15 protein-coding genes and 1 pseudogene are annotated in these 19,209 nt (G+C 44.8%); 13 read left to right on the top strand and 3 right to left on the bottom strand.

Going from position 1 to position 19,209, the window contains the following annotated elements; all coding sequences use genetic code 11:
• The first annotated feature begins 114 nt into the window (after positions 1–114).
• The gene (locus PQG66_RS11070) at positions 115–3,090 is read left to right on the top strand and encodes a ComEC/Rec2 family competence protein (protein WP_272037723.1); all 2,976 of its coding nucleotides are present in this window, start codon (positions 115–117) and stop codon (positions 3,088–3,090) included.
• 126 nt (positions 3,091–3,216) lie between these two features.
• On the opposite strand, the pseudogene PQG66_RS11065 reads toward PQG66_RS11070, so the two are convergent.
• A pseudogene (locus PQG66_RS11065) lies at positions 3,217–3,384 on the bottom strand (DUF5316 family protein); the annotation flags it as partial.
• Between the two features lie 515 nt (positions 3,385–3,899).
• Entirely contained in the window at positions 3,900–4,202 is a 303-nt protein-coding gene (locus tag PQG66_RS11060) for a hypothetical protein (RefSeq protein ID WP_272037722.1), read from the bottom strand.
• Positions 4,203–4,546: 344 nt separating this feature from the next.
• Here PQG66_RS11060 and PQG66_RS11055 point away from each other — a divergent pair, with 344 nt between their 5' ends.
• The 3 genes from PQG66_RS11055 to holA all read left to right on the top strand — a co-directional run bounded on the left by PQG66_RS11055 (position 4,547) and on the right by holA (position 7,652).
• Positions 4,547–5,095: an RNA polymerase sigma factor gene (locus tag PQG66_RS11055; RefSeq protein ID WP_272037721.1), complete on the top strand. Its 549-nt coding sequence runs from the start codon at positions 4,547–4,549 to the stop codon at positions 5,093–5,095.
• On the top strand, positions 5,092–6,378 hold the full coding sequence (locus tag PQG66_RS11050; protein WP_272037720.1) for a zf-HC2 domain-containing protein: 1,287 nt from the start codon (positions 5,092–5,094) through the stop codon (positions 6,376–6,378). Before PQG66_RS11055 ends, PQG66_RS11050 begins: the two co-directional genes overlap by 4 nt.
• Positions 6,379–6,635: 257 nt before the next feature.
• A complete protein-coding gene (gene holA, locus PQG66_RS11045; RefSeq protein WP_272037719.1) occupies positions 6,636–7,652 on the top strand; it encodes a DNA polymerase III subunit delta in 1,017 nt (338 codons plus the stop codon).
• A gap of 169 nt (positions 7,653–7,821) precedes the next feature.
• Here the strand turns inward: holA and rpsT are convergent, their stop codons facing one another.
• Positions 7,822–8,094, bottom strand: coding sequence for a 30S ribosomal protein S20 (gene rpsT, locus PQG66_RS11040; protein WP_272037718.1), 273 nt, complete (start codon positions 8,092–8,094; stop codon positions 7,822–7,824).
• Positions 8,095–8,269: 175 nt separating this feature from the next.
• On the opposite strand from rpsT, the gene gpr reads away from it, so the two are divergent.
• The 9 genes from gpr to dnaK all read left to right on the top strand — a co-directional run bounded on the left by gpr (position 8,270) and on the right by dnaK (position 19,161).
• The gene (gene gpr / locus PQG66_RS11035; protein WP_272037717.1) at positions 8,270–9,271 is read left to right on the top strand and encodes a GPR endopeptidase; all 1,002 of its coding nucleotides are present in this window, start codon (positions 8,270–8,272) and stop codon (positions 9,269–9,271) included.
• Positions 9,272–9,444: 173 nt separating this feature from the next.
• On the top strand, positions 9,445–10,737 hold the full coding sequence (locus PQG66_RS11030; RefSeq protein WP_272037716.1) for a stage II sporulation protein P: 1,293 nt from the start codon (positions 9,445–9,447) through the stop codon (positions 10,735–10,737).
• 94 nt (positions 10,738–10,831) lie between these two features.
• The gene (locus PQG66_RS11025) at positions 10,832–11,191 is read left to right on the top strand and encodes a DUF3679 domain-containing protein (RefSeq protein WP_272037715.1); all 360 of its coding nucleotides are present in this window, start codon (positions 10,832–10,834) and stop codon (positions 11,189–11,191) included.
• Between the two features lie 144 nt (positions 11,192–11,335).
• Positions 11,336–13,150, top strand: a complete 1,815-nt coding sequence (gene lepA, locus PQG66_RS11020; protein WP_272037714.1) for a translation elongation factor 4 — start codon at positions 11,336–11,338, stop codon at positions 13,148–13,150.
• 183 nt (positions 13,151–13,333) lie between these two features.
• On the top strand, positions 13,334–14,518 hold the full coding sequence (gene hemW / locus PQG66_RS11015) for a radical SAM family heme chaperone HemW (RefSeq protein ID WP_272037713.1): 1,185 nt from the start codon (positions 13,334–13,336) through the stop codon (positions 14,516–14,518).
• 116 nt (positions 14,519–14,634) lie between these two features.
• Complete coding sequence (locus PQG66_RS11010) at positions 14,635–15,105, top strand: N-acetyltransferase (protein WP_272037712.1); 471 nt, start codon at positions 14,635–14,637, stop codon at positions 15,103–15,105.
• 416 nt (positions 15,106–15,521) lie between these two features.
• On the top strand, positions 15,522–16,553 hold the full coding sequence (gene hrcA, locus PQG66_RS11005) for a heat-inducible transcriptional repressor HrcA (protein ID WP_272037711.1): 1,032 nt from the start codon (positions 15,522–15,524) through the stop codon (positions 16,551–16,553).
• 14 nt (positions 16,554–16,567) lie between these two features.
• Positions 16,568–17,164, top strand: coding sequence for a nucleotide exchange factor GrpE (grpE, locus tag PQG66_RS11000; RefSeq protein ID WP_272037710.1), 597 nt, complete (start codon positions 16,568–16,570; stop codon positions 17,162–17,164).
• A gap of 158 nt (positions 17,165–17,322) precedes the next feature.
• A complete protein-coding gene (dnaK, locus tag PQG66_RS10995) occupies positions 17,323–19,161 on the top strand; it encodes a molecular chaperone DnaK (protein ID WP_272037709.1) in 1,839 nt (612 codons plus the stop codon).
• Positions 19,162–19,209 lie beyond the last annotated feature (48 nt).

Here is a 19,209-nt window from a genome sequence, read left to right as displayed (position 1 = left end):
TGTTAAAGAATATCGTAAGTTACGGGGAAGAACCTCCGGCAAGCCTGACTAGGCTTCCGGGGGTTTTTTGTGATTTTCCGAACAATTAGAGCAGGTAGAAGGAGGAGAGACGGGATGAAAGGCAGACCGCTGGTTCGTTTTATGACCTTGTGGATGTGCGGTAGCAGTATGGCATGTGCTTTGACAGGCTGGACTCTATTTTGGGGAATGATGGGGGCGGCTGCATGCCTTCCGCTGTTACTGCGTTTCCTCCATATACGCGGGTGGTCTACTCTTTTGTTAATCATTGCTTTTGTAGGTGGAGCGTTGCACTGGGAATGGAATGATTCCCGTAATTATAGCCAGCTGCCAGAGCACTTACATCTATCGACTAACCTAATTGATGGGGTAAATGCCCGAATGGAAGGGGAGCTTGTCTCGGATGTACGGGTAGATGGAGATCGGGCTAGTTTTGAGTTACAGATTTCATCTTTGATGGTACATGGAGCGACAGAGGAGACCAGCGAGAATAATGCCACCAACACCAACAGCGATACCAGTAACAACACAGGCACTTCACCTTCGCTAGCGTTGGCGTCTAAAGAACCCCCATCCAGAATGAATGAGCGAATCATGGTGCAAGTTCGACTGATGGAAGAGCAAGAGCAGCAGACAGCCGTATCCTGGAAAAGGGGAGACCAGCTGACACTGTCAGGTTCCTTGGTTCTTCCTGGGGAAGCCAGGAATTTTGGAGGATTCGACTACCGCAGTTATTTGAAAACACAGTATATTCACTGGATGTTTAAGGTAAAGGGTGCCAGTTCCGTTACTGCTGTGCCCCCAGAAGGATGGGAACGAATTAATCTGATGCGCTGGACAGATTCTGCCAGACAGCTGCTGGGTTCTGCCGTAGATCGATTGTTTCCCGAGCCTCATGCCGGCTACATGAAAGGACTTATCATTGGTATGGCGAAGGATATTGATCCAGGTACGTACGGTCAATTTTCTCAACTTGGACTAACACATATCCTTGCGATCTCTGGAACACATGTTGCGGTGTATGTGGCATCATTGTTATTGATCATGTCGTGGCTGAGACTCACGAGAGAGACAGCCTTAACTGTTGTACTGGTTCTGGTTCCGGCTTATGTGTTACTGTCGGGTGGTTCCCCTTCGGTGATTCGAGCAGGGCTGATGTCCATGATTGGTTTGTATATGGCCAAGCGAGGACTAGCCAGAGATGGTTTGCAGATCATCAGCGCAGCAGCCTTACTGATGATGTGGTGGAATCCTTATTTTTTACTAAATGTCAGTTTTCAGCTGTCTTTTCTGGTGACAGCAGGACTGATGATTTACATGCCGTTAATCAACAGGTTATTTCAGAAGTGGCCCAAGTCGCTAGCTGCGACAGCTTCGGTGACGGTGACGGCACAGCTGATTTCTTTTCCGGTGACGATTCTGTACTTTAATCAGTTCTCGCTGCTCTCTTTTGCTGCCAACTTTCTACTGGTGTCTTTAATTAGTGTGGTTGTACTTCCTATAGGAACGGTTGCGATGGCGTTATCATTCGTGTGGTTCCCAGCTGCGAAGCCACTTGCATGGATTGCAATTCAGCTGAATAAGCTAACTTTCTTCAGTGTGGAATGGATGAACAGTTTGCCTGGTTTTGTGATGATATGGCCTACACCTTCCTTGCTGTGGATTGTAGCCTATTATGTGGTTTTGTATGTACTGCTATATTTGCTTCATCAACGAAGCGGTGTGAATACAACGCTGTATAAAAATGCAGGAGAAGAAGAGACGGCGCCACTTGTTATGCATGATCGAGCGACTGCCTTATCACACCAAACTCTGCATACACGAAAAGTAGAAGCGAATCAAGGCTCACTCACTGTCTTGGGTGCCAGCATTGCCTGGCCGGAGTATGCAAGTGCATTTACAGCCAGAGGTGCAGGATTTTACAGCGAAGTGCGTATGAGCAGAATGCAGCGATGGTTATGTGGGATGCTTGCGATTAGTTTTGTGACCGGATTATGGTGGGCGTATCAAACGCCACGAGCTGCGGGGCAAGGTCTTGTGCAATTTCTGGACATTGGTCAAGGTGACAGCACGTTAATTACTACACCCGAGGGCAAACATATTCTTGTAGACGGCGGAGGTACAGTTAACTTTGGGGGCAGCGAACACTCGTGGAAAACGAGACGTGATCCCTATGAGGTGGGAGCGAAGCTGGTTGTTCCTTTATTGAAAAAGAGAGGCATTCATCAGCTCGATGCTGTCATCGTTACTCATGCCGATCAGGATCATGCCGGCGGGCTGCAGGCTGTAATTGAGCAGATTCCAGTGAAACACTTCATTTTTAATGGAACGACGAGTGGAAAAGAGAAATTTGACCAGCTCTTGGCTACAGTGGCGCAGCGTCAAATATCACCATTCGCAATCCAGCAGGGCATGATCTACAGGCCTGATCAAGAGACAGCATTATATTTTATCTCACCAGAGCGAAATGAAGGGATTGATTCATCAGAAGGCGTGCGTGTTCTAGAAAATCAGAATGGGGAGTCTGTTGTTTTTGTCCTAGAGATGTCAGGTGTGTCTATGTTGTTTACCGGAGATATGGAAGCCGCAACAGAGCAAGATGTGCTGTATGACATTCAAGACGGCTCGTTAACCTCTTCATTTCAACTTGAAAATCAAGATGCTGAGATGAAGGTTCGGAAAAAAGGGACGGGTACAAGTGTGTTGCTTGAATGGATGGGGAGATCGGCTGAAATAGATCAAAATAATGTTTCGTCAACATCGGGACCCGTATCGCCTATACAAACACCACGTATATCTATCGATGTGCTTAAGGTCGCTCATCATGGTAGTAAAACTTCTTCCACAGAAGCATGGCTTCAGTACTGGAATCCTAAAGCCGCATTGATCTCTGCTGGTGTTAATAATACCTACGGTCATCCCAATCCAGGAGTGATGAGTCGTTTGGAAGCGACGGGCTCCCAGATTTATCGAACAGATCAGATGGGAGAGGTGCAGATCAGGGTGAGAGATGGGAAGCTGGAGACTCGGTACAAATTAATGCAGAAAGATGAGGATAGGGAAGGGATATAGAAATTAATGAAGTAGATAATAATGATCAGCAGAAGATCTCGTTTCATTTGAATAAGATAGCAAAAGTTTTTCTGCTGTATGTTCAAAAGGAAAAGGAAGAAATACTTGATTCAACAATTTTGCCCGTTAGATTAATAAATAGATCAATCCAGCAATTGCAAACGAACAAATACCTGCTAAAGTAGACCATTTAGCAACTTTCTTCTTTATTTCACGGTCTTCCTTAGATTCTGAATGAAAATTACCTCTTTGTTGGTAACCCGTTGTCCATGCTCCAATGCAAAGTCCAGAAACAAAAAATGAGAATGATCCCTAGATAAATAAAAAAATTCATATTTCTTCTCCTTCCCAAATACTCTAATTCATATTAAAGCGCTTATTACAGGGAAATGTTTCAAGCGAAAGCAACATTCTATTCACGTTAGTTTAATATTTGGTATCCCTCTTAAGGTAAACTCTTAACAAAAATTGACAGTGCAACTAAACGGAAATGTTTACCTAACTTTGCAATTTCGGTTCAAAACACTGGGAGCCAAAATCGATGTTCAGAAAGGCAAGGTACAAACCATCAATGGACAAACTGTATTTCCTGCAGTTGGGTATATGGAAGCTTTCCAGAAATCAGGGCTTTAGGTTTCCTTGGTGGCAAGGTGATCGCGATGTATTAATCTCCCTGGATCTAGCGCATACTCCTTTGTAAAACGTTGATAAACAAAACAAAAAGCCCTTTTCCGTTACACTCTTAAAATTGTAACGGGAAGTGCTTTAATATATCTGTTCTGTTTAATGAATATCTTGAGAAGATCGGATTACTCCACGCCGTCCTTATAGTGTTTGTTCCAATGTTTGTCGCCTTTATGCAAAATGTCTTCGACTGTTTTTTCGAGTGTTGCCAGCAGTTGTGCTCGAACATCTAGTACCGTTTCTCTATACAAGCGTTCTTCTGATCCAACAATTTTCTCGCCATATAATGCTTGTGCAGCTACATATTTTCGATGTTCCTCAACCAGTGTATCAATGGAGTCCAGTGCGTGTTCCACAAAGTGGGAGATGCTTTGATATTCCTTTGGCATTTGTTCTTTTAGTTGCTGAATTCTCGCTAGAGCTGGCATGCTCATCACCTCGTGTTATAATGTAAATTTACAATACATTATTTTCATGAAAATTACATTAAAAAAACTTGAATCTTTGATAAATTTCAGCTTTTCCAGATTCTTTCATAAGGACTTAATCATAATGTATGCCAATGTAATTATTTTGAGTCGTGCAACTACTGGAATGACGTGGTGTCAGACGTTTGGTGACTCCGTTTGTATTTTCTGTTATTCTTAGATAAGATTCAGCGGCCAATATACATAAGCCGTTATTTTGTGATGAAAAATTAAAATATACTTAACTTTGCAACAATTTTATCGATGTTAACGTCATTAAGGTTGCAGGGAGAGGGGGATCCTTTGTGGTAGAGCCGGAACTCATCAGAGCCGCTCAATCGGGCGATCGCGACGCTCTAATTACCCTATTGCGGGAGATTGAACAGCATGTCTATCGTACCGCATATTACATTCTAAATAATGAACAGGACGCTTTGGATGCTGCACAGGAAGCGTTGATCCGAATCTACACCAAGATTAACTCTTATGAAGAAAAAGCCCAGTTCAAAACCTGGGTGCAGCGCATCGTAACCAATATCTGCATTGACAAATTCAGAAGAACTAAGCCATCCGTATCGATTGATGAGCATGAAATGGTTTTTCAGGATAAACAGGATGTTGAATACGAAGTGATGTCTACTTATGTAGCGAAAGACATTCAAGAAGCGATCAACAAGCTGCCAGAGCATCATCGGACCGTCATTGTTCTAAGATATTTGCAGGATTTATCTTATAACGAAATTGCGGATTGTCTCGATCTTCCGCTAAATACAGTGAAGTCTTACTTATTTAGAGCCAGACAACAGTTACAAAATCTACTACAGGAGTATCAGAAAGGTGGTGTGACAGGATGAAATGTGAAGAGGTGGTGGAATGGATGCACCGGTATCTGGATCATGATCTGGGCGAAGCTGAAACGACGCAGTTGCTGCAACATATGGACGAGTGTCCAGAGTGCGCTGAAAATTTTAGTATGCTCAGAGCTCTGTCCAGGGAACTGGAGGATTTACCGCAAGTAAGCCCTGGATTCAGTCTGGTTGATGCGATTATGCCTCAACTGGAAGCGATCGATAAAGCACGTAAAGAACAAAGTAGCACGATACAAGAAATGAGTCCTGTCCCTGCGGCATTTGAGCATCTTCAGCATTCAAGTTCGAGTGAGCAGAAGGCGAAGGCGAAATGGTTCAATTCAATGGTGGGACGTATGTCCATGGGTGCAGCAGCTGCGGCAGTTGTTCTAGGTTTCGCAATCTGGGGATATCAGCCACAACAAATAGAGAATGCTGATTCTATGATGATCAGATCCGCCGCACCTCAAGAGAATAATGATGTGGAACAGCCGGGGCAGAGTATGGAAGTAAATAACGATCAGCCAGATTCATCACCTCAAAAAGACGAAAATGTAAGTACACCTGATCCATCAAACGATCCGGTTATGGAACCTTCAACTCAATCCAAGGGTGATCAACCCGAGGAGAGTAACAGTGCAGAAACACAACAACCGGACAAACCAGACAATCAAGCACCTGCTGAGCCGTCCACTACAGGTCAATCGTCTCCTGAAAAGGGGAAACAAGGGGGAGACACTCCTTCTGACTCCAACAATGTCCAGAAGAGCACGGATTCCAACCCAGGAACTGAACAGAAAAATCAAGCAAATGAAGGAAATGGTGTTAGTTCCAATGAGCCAAAAGAGGATAAAGCACCTGATCCAAATGAGCGTATAGATGAGACATTTACACCCCAAATGATAATTCCTGATCAGACTGACCCGTTTCAAGAGAATGAGAGTAACGACTTAGGAACAGGACAGGATGCGGATGCTACGGGCAATCATCAGGGATTTGCGGCTCCTGAACAGGGGGTCACATCACAAGCAAGTGCAAAAGAGTGGAAGTCGCCAAACGGAGCGTATATTGTTATGCTCACGGGTGATCAATTAAGTATTTATGGAAAGTCTGCGAGCGATCCAGACGCTCTTACTCTCATTGAGCAACGCAATGTAGAAGGAACGGTAAAGTCGGCGAGCTGGTCCAAAGACAGCATGCAGTTTAGCTATGAAACGGACAAAGATGGTACGACTACAAAGAACTCCTTCAAAGTAGATGCTGGAACGAATGGAGCTTCAGCAAAATAAACCTGTAATTGGGTTTGTTCTTTAAGAATCCGCAAGAACCTTTCGTCGTGACAAGCATATATTGAAAGTAACTACTGAACGTCCTATCGCGGTTTCAACAACTGACGTCGTATGACCGCACGCTAACTATTTCTAGAATGGCTGGTGCTGCGTTTATATAGATGCAGAACGGGGGGCTTTATCCATATACGGATAAAGGCCCCTTTGTTGTCTTATGTTTTTTCTGGTAGGATAAGAGGGATAAGGGGGCACGGTGAATGGATGTAAAAAGCGCAACGAAGGCGATACGTAGCGGAGACACTGCGCCAATCTATGTGTTGTACGGAACGGAGAAGTACCAGATACAACAATTCACAGAGATGTTAAAAGCACAAGTTATTGAAGAGGAGCATCGGGATTTTGCTATTATCCCCTATGATCTCTCTGAAACGCCAATTGAAGCTGTCGTTGAAGAAGCAGAAACGGTTCCTTTCCTCGTTCCACGCAAATTGATTGTTGTAAGGGATACGAGCTTATTTACTGCGGGAAAAGAATCCAAAATTGAGCATCAAGTTGATCGCTTGATCACATATATGGATAATCCGGCTGATTACAGCACGATCGTTTTTTTAGCACAAGGGGACAAGCTGGACGAGAGGAAGAAGCTCGTGAAGATAGCCAAAAAGCAGGCTGTCGTTCTGGCGTTCGCACCACTAAGTGGAGAAGAACTCATTCAATGGATCCTCAAGCTTGCTAAACAACAAGAAGTTTCCTTTGAAGCAGGAGCCGCAGAAACGCTAATCAGTTATGCAGGGACGGGACTTCAGGCGTTGTCCGCAGAAGTGGACAAACTATGTTTGTTTGCAGGGAAAGGCGGAACAATTCGTCGTGCGGATATTGAGTCACTTGTGGCTCGCAGTACCGAGCAGAATGTATTTGCCCTGGTAGAGGAACTGGCCAATCTCAGGCTTGAAAAAGCGCTAGCTCTGTTCTATGAACTTCTGAAGCAGCGGGAAGAGCCCATCAAGATTGCAGCGCTGATCGCACGTCAGTTCCGCATTATGATTCAGGTGAAAGAACTTGGGCTGCAGAGCTACTCTCAGCAGCAGATTGCCAGTCAGCTGGGTTTGCATCCATACGCGGTTAAAATTGCGGGGGAGCAAGCTAGAAAATTCGATGCTGTTCGTCTTCGAAAGATACTCAGTCACTTAAGTGAGCTCGATTATCAGATGAAAACGGGAGCTGTGGACAAAGTGCTAGGCTTGGAATTATTTTTATTAAGACTGGGTGCGTAGCAGCAAAAAAGCAACCTCATGTTCTTCGTATGTTCAGTAACATGAACGCTGGAAGAGATGAGGTTGCTTTTTACTTGGTTTTTCTTTTACTTAGCGGAACAAATGCTAAAAAATCCTGAAAGCCTATGCTGTTCAGGATTTTTCCGTTGGTTCGTATAAGTAACGCTTCTTACGCCTGTGCGGAAAGAGCGTTCAGTTTTTTCGCCAAGCGAGACTTTTTGCGTGCAGCTGCATTTTTGTGAACCAGACCTTTAGTTACAGCCTTGTCCAGCTTTTTGGAAGCAGCTTGAATCGCAGCTTTAGCAGTTTCAACTTCGTTACTTACCAGAGCAGCATCAGCAGCTTTAACAGCTGTGCGAAGTGCAGACTTCTGAGAAGCGTTGAGTGCGCGGCGCTTGTCGTTCGTTTTTACACGTTTAACAGCGGATTTGATGTTTGGCATTACATTCACCTCCTGTAAGGCATTTGCATGAATACAAACGTTTCACAACTTAAAATATTCTATCACGCTAGCATGCAAAATGCAACAGATTTTACATCGGTGTTTCAGTATGCTGCATAAAGCAGACCTGTTTCCCACACAATATGCTTAAATGGAATAAGGGAGGCAGGGGCAAATGACGCTGGATTTACAAAAATATACGGTACGTACCGATTTGGCTATCGATTCCAAAGAAATGGCTCAAGGTAATCAGAGACAGACCATTCCTGGATTACGTGAGGACGTGGACACCAAAGATGGTATTACCATCACCCGGATTGATGTGTTGAATGACGAAGCAGCAAATGCAATCGGACGCGTAAAAGGTCATTATGTCACATTGGAAGTTCCTTCCCTTCGCAACGGCGATACCCAGTTACGAGAGCGGGTAGCTGCTGAGTTTACTCGGGAAATGGAGCATTTCATGACCAAAGCTGGAATAAGTAAAGATTCGAAGGTGCTCATTGTTGGCCTTGGTAACCTTCATGTAACTCCTGATTCTCTGGGGCCATTGGTTGTACAAAATCTGATGGTTACCCGCCATTACTTCGAATTGGTTCCGGATCAGGTTGCACCTGGGTATCGCCAGGTCAGCGCCATAGCTCCGGGTGTGCTCGGAACAACGGGGATCGAGTCAAGTGATATCGTGCAGGGCATTGTTGAGCGAACTCGGCCCGATGCCATCATTGCCATTGATGCACTGGCTTCCCGCTCTCTGGAGCGTGTCAATACAACCATTCAGGTTGCGGATATCGGTATTCACCCAGGCTCTGGCATCGGTAACAAGCGGCGTGGATTAACGAAGGAGATTCTGGGTGTTCCCTGTATTGCTATTGGGGTTCCGACGGTATGTTATGCCTCTACGATTGTGAACAACGTCATTGAGATGATGCGTTCTCATTTTCGACAAGAAACAGATCAGACGAATCAAATCATGGGGATGCTGGATGATATCGGTGAACAGGACCGCCTGAGTCTTGTAAAAGAAGTGCTAGAACCGCTAGGTCACGACCTGATCGTTACACCTAAGGAAATTGATGAGTTTATTGAAGGCATTGCCAATGTCATCGCAACGGGACTTAATGCGGCACTTCATGAGGCAGTTCATCCAGGAAATGTCGCAGCTTATACACATTAAGGCAATGCTGAATTTTCTACAATAAAATGAAAATATAACGAAGAGGAAAGTTCGAATCTATCGGACTTTCTTTTTTTGTTCCATTTATCTTTCTACTTCCTGTTCTATCAAATCGCACACGCTCATAGAGTTGAAGTATAAGCGTTGTTCTGCTAGGGAAGGAGACAGAGGAAATGAACAAGATATTAGCATGGAACATTGGCAAGTGGAGAAAAAGATGTCTGCACGTGCTGGCTATGGGCCGTACGCTGTTGTTGCTTATGATTATATCCGCCCTCTTCTTTGTTGCACTGGGGCTCGGAGGTATGGCTGAGAAAAAACTTAACAATTCTCCTGTTTCTTCAATGAAAGGATTTGCAGGCTCGGTCTCTAGTCGCTTCTTTGTAGACATGTTAGGCATGGAGATGCCTCATCTCACCCAGAAGGAACAGAACACGGCTATTTCTGGTGAAAATCTGACTTCTTTTGTTTTCCAACTGCTCACGAATGTTAATCCTCAAGACCCCAAAAGTCTAATCGCACGTGAAATGCCAGGTATGGGAGCCAATCAACCTGTTCTTCTCCGGCCTGGGTCAGGTAACTCTAAGGCAGAAGCTCCTGAAGATTACCAGCCAGGACCAGGTCTTACGGAGACAGCCTCTTCAGGCGATGGTGAGCCGGGCAACGGGCTACATGTTCCTCCTGGTCAAGATGATACTGACATTTCCGGAGAAGATGATCCAGAGAAAGGGACAGGAGATGAAGATCCACCAGCCAAGGGAAGTGGACAAGATCAGGGGCGTCCGGCCGCGACCAAGAAGTCCGTATTCATCTATCACTCCCATCCGCGTGAAGGTTATAACCCGTTACTTGGCATTAATAGCGACAATCCTTCTTCGGGGAAGTCCACAGGCAATGTTTTTCAAGTAGGCAGCTATTTATCTGAAAGTTTGGAGAAACTCGGCGTTGGTGTGGAGCATGCGAAGGAGGACTATCCAACCAAGGTGAAAGATTATAACTGGAACTATTCATATAAGTACTCAAGACAGACGGTCAAAGCGGCGCTTGCACAAAATGATGAGCTTACCTATTTAATTGATATTCATCGCGACTCTCAGCGACATAAAAAAACGACAACAACCATTGGAGACCAGAGTTATGCCAAGGTATATTTTATCATCGGACACGAAAATCCTAATTGGCGCAAAAATGAAGCCTTTGCAGCAAAAATTCATAAGAAACTGGAAGCGAAATACCCAGGAGTGTCTCGGGGTGTATGGGGGAAGGATGGCGGTGGAGCAAATAATGGAGAATACAACCAGACCCTGTCGCCGAACAGCATTTTGATTGAGATTGGTGGAATCGATAATACGGGATCTGAGCTAAAGAGAACATCCAAAATTCTTGCCGAAATGATCGCGGAAGTGTACTGGGAAGAACAGAACGTAGATAAGGCAAGTGCCAAGCCTGTTTCCAAAGGCGGATAGTATATAAAAGAGCTTAAAAGCTAGATTTGGATTGTGAGCATGCAAAAAAAGAGAAAGTAACAGGTGCTTCATTAATGAAAAGGGAGGCGGCGAGATGTCCAGATTCGGTAAAAAGATGCTTTCCGTGTGTGTGCTCATGTTACTAGGCGTTCTGCTCGGCATGCAGCTGGCGGGCAGTGGTTCTCAATATCATCAACCCGTGAGAAGTATTCCGGCAGTTGCGACAACGGAAACGAATCCGGTAGGAAACGAGCCTACATCTCCTGAACCTGCTCAACCAAAGGATAAAAAACAATCGGTCGTACCTGTTCAAACCCCAAGTCAGGTACTTGGGGCAGATCAGCACAAAGCACCCGTGGATGTTCTAGCAGAAAAGACAGCTGGATTGCTGCAGAACTTATCAAACAACAGCATCAAATGGGTGGTCTCTCTTTTTGGTGGAGTGGATGAATAGAAGCAAGTGAGTTAAAGGCAAACTAAACCTCTGGATGCAGAAATTGTGCTTTTATTTGTAAGTTGAGTCATCATGGGATTGATGCACCTTGCAGCAACTGTTATAATGAAGCGATTGACACTAGGCTGTTTCTGGGGGTAAGAAATGACTGACATTCGAGCAAGACAACGTAAAATTCGTAACTTCTCTATTATTGCACATATAGATCACGGCAAATCAACACTTGCGGACCGGATCTTGGAGTACACAGGTGCGCTTACATCACGGGAAATGCAGCAGCAAGTACTGGATCATATGGATCTTGAACGCGAACGTGGAATCACGATCAAGCTACAGGCGGTTGCGCTGAATTACAAAGCAGATGACGGTGAAGAGTATCTTCTGAACCTGATTGATACGCCTGGGCACGTCGACTTCACGTATGAAGTATCACGCAGTCTTGCTGCATGTGAAGGTGCTCTGTTGGTAGTGGATGCGGCTCAGGGAATTGAAGCGCAGACACTGGCTAACGTATATCTGGCATTGGATAATAATCTCGAAATTTTACCGGTGATCAACAAAATAGACCTTCCGAGTGCTGATCCTGATCGGGTTAAACAGGAAGTGGAAGATGTCATTGGCTTGGATACAAGCCATGCAGTTTTGGCCTCGGCCAAAGCGGGTATTGGAATCAAAGAGATTCTGGAGCAGGTGGTACAAAGTGTGCCAGCACCTAATGGTGATCCTGATCAACCACTGAAAGCGCTGATTTTCGACTCACATTATGACCCTTACAAAGGGGTAATTGTATATGTGCGTGTAGTTGACGGGAAGATCAAGTCCGGCTCCAAAATTAAAATGATGGCAACAGGCAAGTCATTTGAAGTTATTGAAGTTGGCGCGTTCAAGCCCCGCATGACAATTGTGGACGAGCTAAACGTGGGTGATGTAGGATTTATCGTTGCCGGTATCCGTCATGTAGGCGATACACAAGTCGGGGATACGGTAACAGACGCCAAAAATCCAACACCGGAACCTTTGCCAGGTTACCGAAAAATTAATCCAATGGTTTTCTGTGGTCTTTATCCGATCGAAACATCGGATTATGTTGATTTGCGTGAAGCGTTGGAGAAATTGCAATTGAACGACGCATCACTTAGCTTTGAGCCGGAAACATCCAGTGCACTCGGTTTTGGATTCCGATGTGGTTTCCTGGGACTGCTTCATATGGATGTTATTCAGGAACGGATTGAACGTGAATTCAACATCCCATTGATCACAACGGCTCCGAGCGTAATTTACCACGTAACACTGACAAGTGGTGAGATGATACAGATTGATAACCCGTCCAATTATCCTGAAGTAGGCCGGATCGATTATGTAGAGGAACCATACGTGAAAGCATCCATTATTGTACCGAATGATTATGTAGGTACCGTTATGGAACTATGCCAGAACAAACGCGGTGAATATGTGAATATGGAATATTTGGATACAACACGGGTTACGATTACCTATGAGATCCCGTTATCCGAGATCGTGTATGACTTCTTTGATCAATTGAAATCAAGCACGAAAGGTTATGCTTCCTTTGACTATGAGCTATCCGGTTATCGCCAGTCCAATCTGGTCAAAATGGATATCCTGCTTAATGGCGAACAGGTCGATGCCTTGTCCTTTATCGTACACAGAGATCGTGCCTACAATCGCGGCCGCATCATATGTGAGAAACTGCGGGAATTGATCCCGCGGCAAATGTTCGAGATACCGATTCAGGCATCCGTAGGAACCAAGGTGGTTGCTCGTGAAACGGTCAAAGCGATGCGTAAGAACGTACTTGCCAAGTGTTACGGCGGTGACATCTCGCGAAAACGGAAACTGCTGGAGAAGCAAAAAGAAGGTAAGAAGCGGATGAAGCAGGTTGGTAACGTTGAAGTGCCGCAAGAAGCATTTATGGCGGTGCTGAAAATTGATGATTAATAATTCAATTTCGGGTACAGCACAGAGTGTGCGTACCGAAAATGAATTTTAATAATGCAATCTCCGGGTACTTCAATACCTTGCATATCGGAGAATGCATTAAAATATTCAAATTAGATTAACATTTTAAGCTGAAAGGGAAGCCAAATGGCTTTCCTTTTTTCAAATAGAGGGGGACTTGTCGTGACACTTGCAGCACATAGCCAGACAACAGGTGCGCCCCAAGCGGTGTATCTACACATACCATTTTGTACAAATAAATGTTTTTACTGTGACTTTAATTCTTATGTCCTGAAGGATCAGCCTGTGATGCAATATCTGGAGGCACTAGAACGGGAGATGGAGCATACCGTCAAGGCGACTCCGCCTGGCGAGATTAAAACGATCTTTGTCGGTGGCGGTACGCCAACTGCATTGAAACCGGATGAAATGGCGTATTTCCTTCGCTCGGTCAAAACTTATTTTCCGAATTGGGCAGAGGATATTGAATTTTCAATGGAAGCCAATCCGGGAACGACAGATGCTGAGAAGCTTGCGGCGATGAAAGAGGGCGGTGTTAACCGTGTCAGTTTTGGAGTACAGGCTTTCCAGAATGATCTATTAACAGGCATTGGCCGGATTCATAATACGGATGATGTATATCGAAGCTTGGAGAATGCACGCAAGGCTGGGTTGGACAATCTGTCGATTGACCTGATGTTTGGACTGCCGAACCAGACGGTCGAAATGTTGAACGAGAGCATTGATAGAGCACTGGAGCTGGATCTAAAGCATTATTCCATCTACAGTTTGAAGGTGGAGGAAAATACACTTTTCCATACACTGTATCAAAAAAATCAACTGCCTCTCCCGCATGAGGATGACGAGCTGCAGATGTATCTTCTATTAATGAAGCGGATGAAAGAAGCGGGTTATGAACAGTATGAGATCAGCAATTTTGCGAAACCCGGCTTTGAAAGCCGTCATAATATTACGTATTGGCGAAATGAGGATTACTACGGACTTGGTGCTGGTGCACATGGATACGTAGGTCGTGAACGTCATATGAATATCAAGGGCATTAACCCTTATGTAGAAGCCTCGCGTGCAGGTCTGCCTCGTTTGGATCATTTTGAGATTGGCCGTGCGGAAGCGATGGAGGATTATTTGATGGTCGGACTTCGAATGCTGGAAGGGGCTTCATCTTCTCGATTCCACGATCAATTCGGAGAGTCCATGGAGGAAGTGTTCGCGAAGCCACTGGGCAAAATGTTGCATGCAGGATTGCTTGAGCGGACAGCAGACGGCTTCCGATTAAGTGAACAGGGGATTCTGTTCGGGAATGACGTATTTGCAGAATTTATCGGCTCTATATCGCTAAAATCGTAGCTTGAAATTCTATACGCTCTGTTGTATATTTATTCATATTGTTTTACAGGGCGTGTTAATTTAACAACTACGAAACTAGCTTTCCTCGGAAAGCTTCGTTATAGGAGGAGAGCTGGATGTCGGTAATATGCAGGAAAGCTGTACCGGAAGATGTTGAACCACTATTTGAAATGATTAAGGGTTATGCAGAGCGTGGGATCATGCTTCCGCGTTCGCGGGAAGTACTGCATCGACAGCTGGAGCATTTTATTGTGGCAGAGGTGGAAGGAACGGTCGTCGGTTGCGGCTCGCTATGCCGCCTCGGGAATGATCTGGTAGAAGTAAGATCATTAGGCATTTCGGAAGGATATAAAGGGCTGGGCATTGGTTCACGTTTGCTTGAAAGGCTTGTTGAAGAGGCAGAGAGACAGCAAATCCCGAAGGTCATGGCACTCACCTATGAAGTTTCCTTTTTTCTGAAGAATGGCTTTGCAGTTGTAGAGAAAGAGATTTTTCCGGAAAAAGTGTGGACGGATTGCGTCCATTGTAGTAAACAGGATTGCTGTGACGAGATTGCTGTTTTGAAAGAACTAGATGTTTCAGCATAAATGTATCATTATGAACGATGTTTATAAAAAGATCTATATTAAAGAAAGATCACAAGCCAAGAAACCTACCGGTTCAGGGTTGTGATCTTTTTTATAATTTGTTGTTAATCAGGACTGAAGGGTTGGTCTATCTCTCCAGGCTGAAACGATCGATGAGGAGAGATCGCGGGAGGGCAACGTTTCAAGTGTTGTTGAATTTAACTACGTATCCTTCTGCCCAACAAACCATACTAAGGTTTGAGATATTCGTTATAAGTGTAGGTTATTGGCCTATAATATAAATAGATCGTTTCGTTCAGTAAACTCACTTGACAATGTTCATGTCAGTTTGGTATTTTTGTATTACTGATTAGCACTCATCTAACCGGAGTGCTAACGACATGGGACGAAACAGTCAGAAGGAGGGAATACTCACCATGTTAACAGAGCGTCAACGAATGATTCTGAACGCTATAGTGGATGACTATATCCGTTCAGCTGAGCCCGTTGGTTCCCGAAGCATTTCCAAAAGAGGCGATGTTGGATACAGTCCGGCAACAATACGCAATGAAATGGCTGATCTTGAGGAGATGGGCTTCCTTGAACAACCACATACATCGGCTGGACGCATTCCTTCACATAAGGGTTATCGATATTATGTCGATCATCTGGTTCCATGGAATCAGGTGGAGCCCCAGGAATTAGATGATTTAAAATCATTTTTTGCAGAAAAACTAAATGTAATGGAACAGGTTATTCAGCATGCATCCAATATTTTGTCTCATATGACCAATTATACCTCGATTCTTCTTGGTCCAGAGGTGTTTCATACGTCACTACGTCACTTCCAGCTGCTTCCGCTGAATGACAATGAAGCTGTAGCGATCATCGTGACCAACACCGGGCAGGTAGAAAACAAGACAGTTCAGATCCCGCCTGAAATTTCGGTTGCGGATATGGAGGGTGTAGTTCGTCTGTTAAATAGCAAATTGATCGGTGTGCCCATCTATAAACTGAAATCCCGTCTTTACAGCGAGCTAGGTCAAGAACTGGAGCGTCATATCACGCGTTATGAGGAAGTTATGCAGGTGCTTAACAGCGCGTTCGATAATGAGCAGGACAATCGTTTGTTCCTTAGTGGGGCTACCAATATGTTGACCCAACCCGAGTTCAAAGATGTGGAGAAGGTCAAGGATATCCTTGATTTATTAGATGAGACTCCAACATTAATGAAATTAATGATGCCAGTCCCTGGTGGATCTGGAATTCAGGTGCGAATCGGTACTGAAAATGATCATGAGGCATTTGCCAACTGCAGCTTGATTACAGCGTCCTATTCATTGGACGGCGAGGCACTCGGCTCAATAGGAATTCTTGGACCAACTCGAATGGACTACGCACGCGTCATCCATATTTTAAATACATTATCCCGTGATCTTACAACCATGTTGACTACTCGTTTCAAATAAGCAACAGAGGGGGTATGTTTCATTCGTATAAGGAGGTGAACATCTTGAAAGAGGAGCAACAATCATTTACAGAAGAGCAAGAGGTAACAGCCGCTGAGCAGAATCCAGTTAATGAGGCTGCAGCTGCAGAGGCTCAGGCTGAAGAGATCATAGATCAGGAGCAAACGGAGCTGACGCGTTTGAAGGCAGAAGCTGAGGAATCCCAGCAGCGTTTAATGCGTGCTCAGGCTGATTTTGATAACTTCCGACGTCGCACACAAAGGGAAAAAGAGGATCTTGCCAAATACGCTTCGATGAAGCTGATCACTGAATTGGTGCCGGTTATTGATAATTTCGAGCGTGCTATGGCTACTGTACCGGAAGGTACGGAGACTGAATCTTTTGCCAAAGGAATTCAAATGATCTTGCGTCAATTGGAGACTGTGCTGGCGAGCGAAGGACTTGCTGCGATGGAGACGGTTGGACAACCGTTTAACCCTGAATTCCACCAAGCAATTATGCAAGTGGATAGCGAAGAGCATGAAGAAGGCATCGTAGTGGAAGAGGTTCAAAAAGGCTATATGTTGAAAGATAAAGTACTTCGTCCGGCTATGGTTAAAGTTAGTTCCTAAACCTTATTAAGGATAAGAGAGCGTGACTATACAACCTTGACTCATAGGGACGAAATTAATATACACGTTTTTTTACACATAGAGCAGATATGAATTACAGAACAATAAGGCTCACAAGTAGCCTATTCATTTTAAAATGTTGAGGGAGGAAATTTCCGATGAGTAAAGTAATCGGTATTGACTTAGGAACAACCAACTCATGCGTAGCCGTTATGGAAGGCGGCGAGGCTGTTGTTATTCCAAATCCGGAAGGTGCACGTACTACTCCTTCGGTTGTAGGTTTCAAAAAAGATGGTGAACGCGTCGTTGGTGAAACTGCGAAACGTCAAGCGATCACGAACCCGGATCGTACGATCATCTCCATTAAACGTCACATGGGTTCTTCCCACAAAGAAACGATTGATAGCAAAGATTATTCTCCACAAGAAATCTCTGCAATCATCCTGCAAAAGCTGAAATCCGATGCAGAAGCTTATCTGGGTCAAACGGTAACACAAGCGGTTATCACCGTTCCGGCTTACTTCAATGACAGTCAGCGTCAAGCAACCAAAGATGCAGGTAAAATCGCTGGTCTTGAAGTACTTCGTATCGTCAACGAGCCTACAGCAGCTGCCTTGGCTTACGGTATGGAGAAATCCGAAGATCAAACGATCCTTGTATATGACCTGGGTGGTGGTACGTTCGACGTATCGATCCTGGAACTGGGCGACGGTTTCTTCGAAGTTAAGGCAACTAGCGGTGACAACGAGCTAGGCGGCGACGACTTCGACCAAGTTATCATCGACTACCTTGTGAATGAATTCAAAAAAGATCAAGGCATTGATCTGAGCAAAGATAAAGCAGCAGTTCAGCGTTTGAAAGATGCAGCAGAAAAAGCGAAAAAAGAACTTTCTGGTGTATTGAACACAACAATCTCCTTGCCGTTTATTACGGTTGCTGACGGTGTTCCTCAGCACTTGGAGTTGAGCCTGAGCCGTGCAAAATTTGAAGAGCTCTCTGCTGAATTGGTTGAGCGTACCCTTGAACCAACTCGTCGTGCACTGAGCGATGCAGGAATGACACCTAATGATATCGACAGAATCGTATTGGTTGGTGGCTCCACGCGTATTCCTGCTGTACAAGAAGCAATTAAGAAATTAACAGGTAAAGAACCGCATAAAGGTGTGAACCCGGACGAAGTTGTTGCTTTGGGTGCAGCTGTACAAGCGGGCGTACTGACTGGTGACGTAAAAGACGTTGTATTGCTCGACGTAACTCCATTGTCCCTCGGTATCGAAACTGCAGGTGGCGTATTTACAAAAATGATCGAGCGCAACACAACGATCCCTACAAGCAAATCTCAAGTATTCTCTACTTATGCGGACAATCAGCCTAGCGTTGAGATTCACGTACTGCAAGGTGAGCGCGAGATGGCAGCTGGTAACAAAACGCTTGGTCGCTTCATGCTGGGAGATATCCCGCCAGCACCACGCGGTGTGCCACAGATCGAAGTTAGCTTCGATATCGATGCCAATGGTATCGTTAACGTATCGGCAACAGACAAAGGTACGAATAAAACGCAAAAAATCACGATCACTTCTTCTAGCGGTCTGAGCGATGCTGAAGTGGAGCAAATGATGAAAGATGCTGAGCTTCATGCAGAGGAAGACAGAAAACGCAAAGAGCTTGTAGAAGCGAAAAACAGTGCAGACCAACTGATCTACTCTGTAGACAAAACAATTAAAGATCTTGGCGAAAAAGCAGATGCAGGCGAAGTTGAAAAAGCAAATGCAGCCAAAGAAAAATTGCAAGGCGTACTGGCTTCCGATAATCTGGAAGACATCAAAGCAGCTACAGAAGAGTTGACTGAGATTGTTCAACAGTTGTCTGTCAAACTGTATGAGCAAGCTCAAGCGGATGCACAAGCGGCTCAAGGCGCTGAAGATCAACAAGGTTCTGCGAAACGTGATAACGTTGTAGACGCTGATTACGAAGTAGTGGACGAAGATAAGAAATAATTAATTCGCAATTATTGCGAGTTATACATCGGTGACGTTCGGATTGAG

Source organism: Paenibacillus sp. JJ-100, assembly GCF_948329825.1.
Lineage (GTDB): Bacteria > Bacillota > Bacilli > Paenibacillales > Paenibacillaceae > Paenibacillus.
This window is presented reverse-complemented; position numbering and strand designations above follow the sequence as displayed.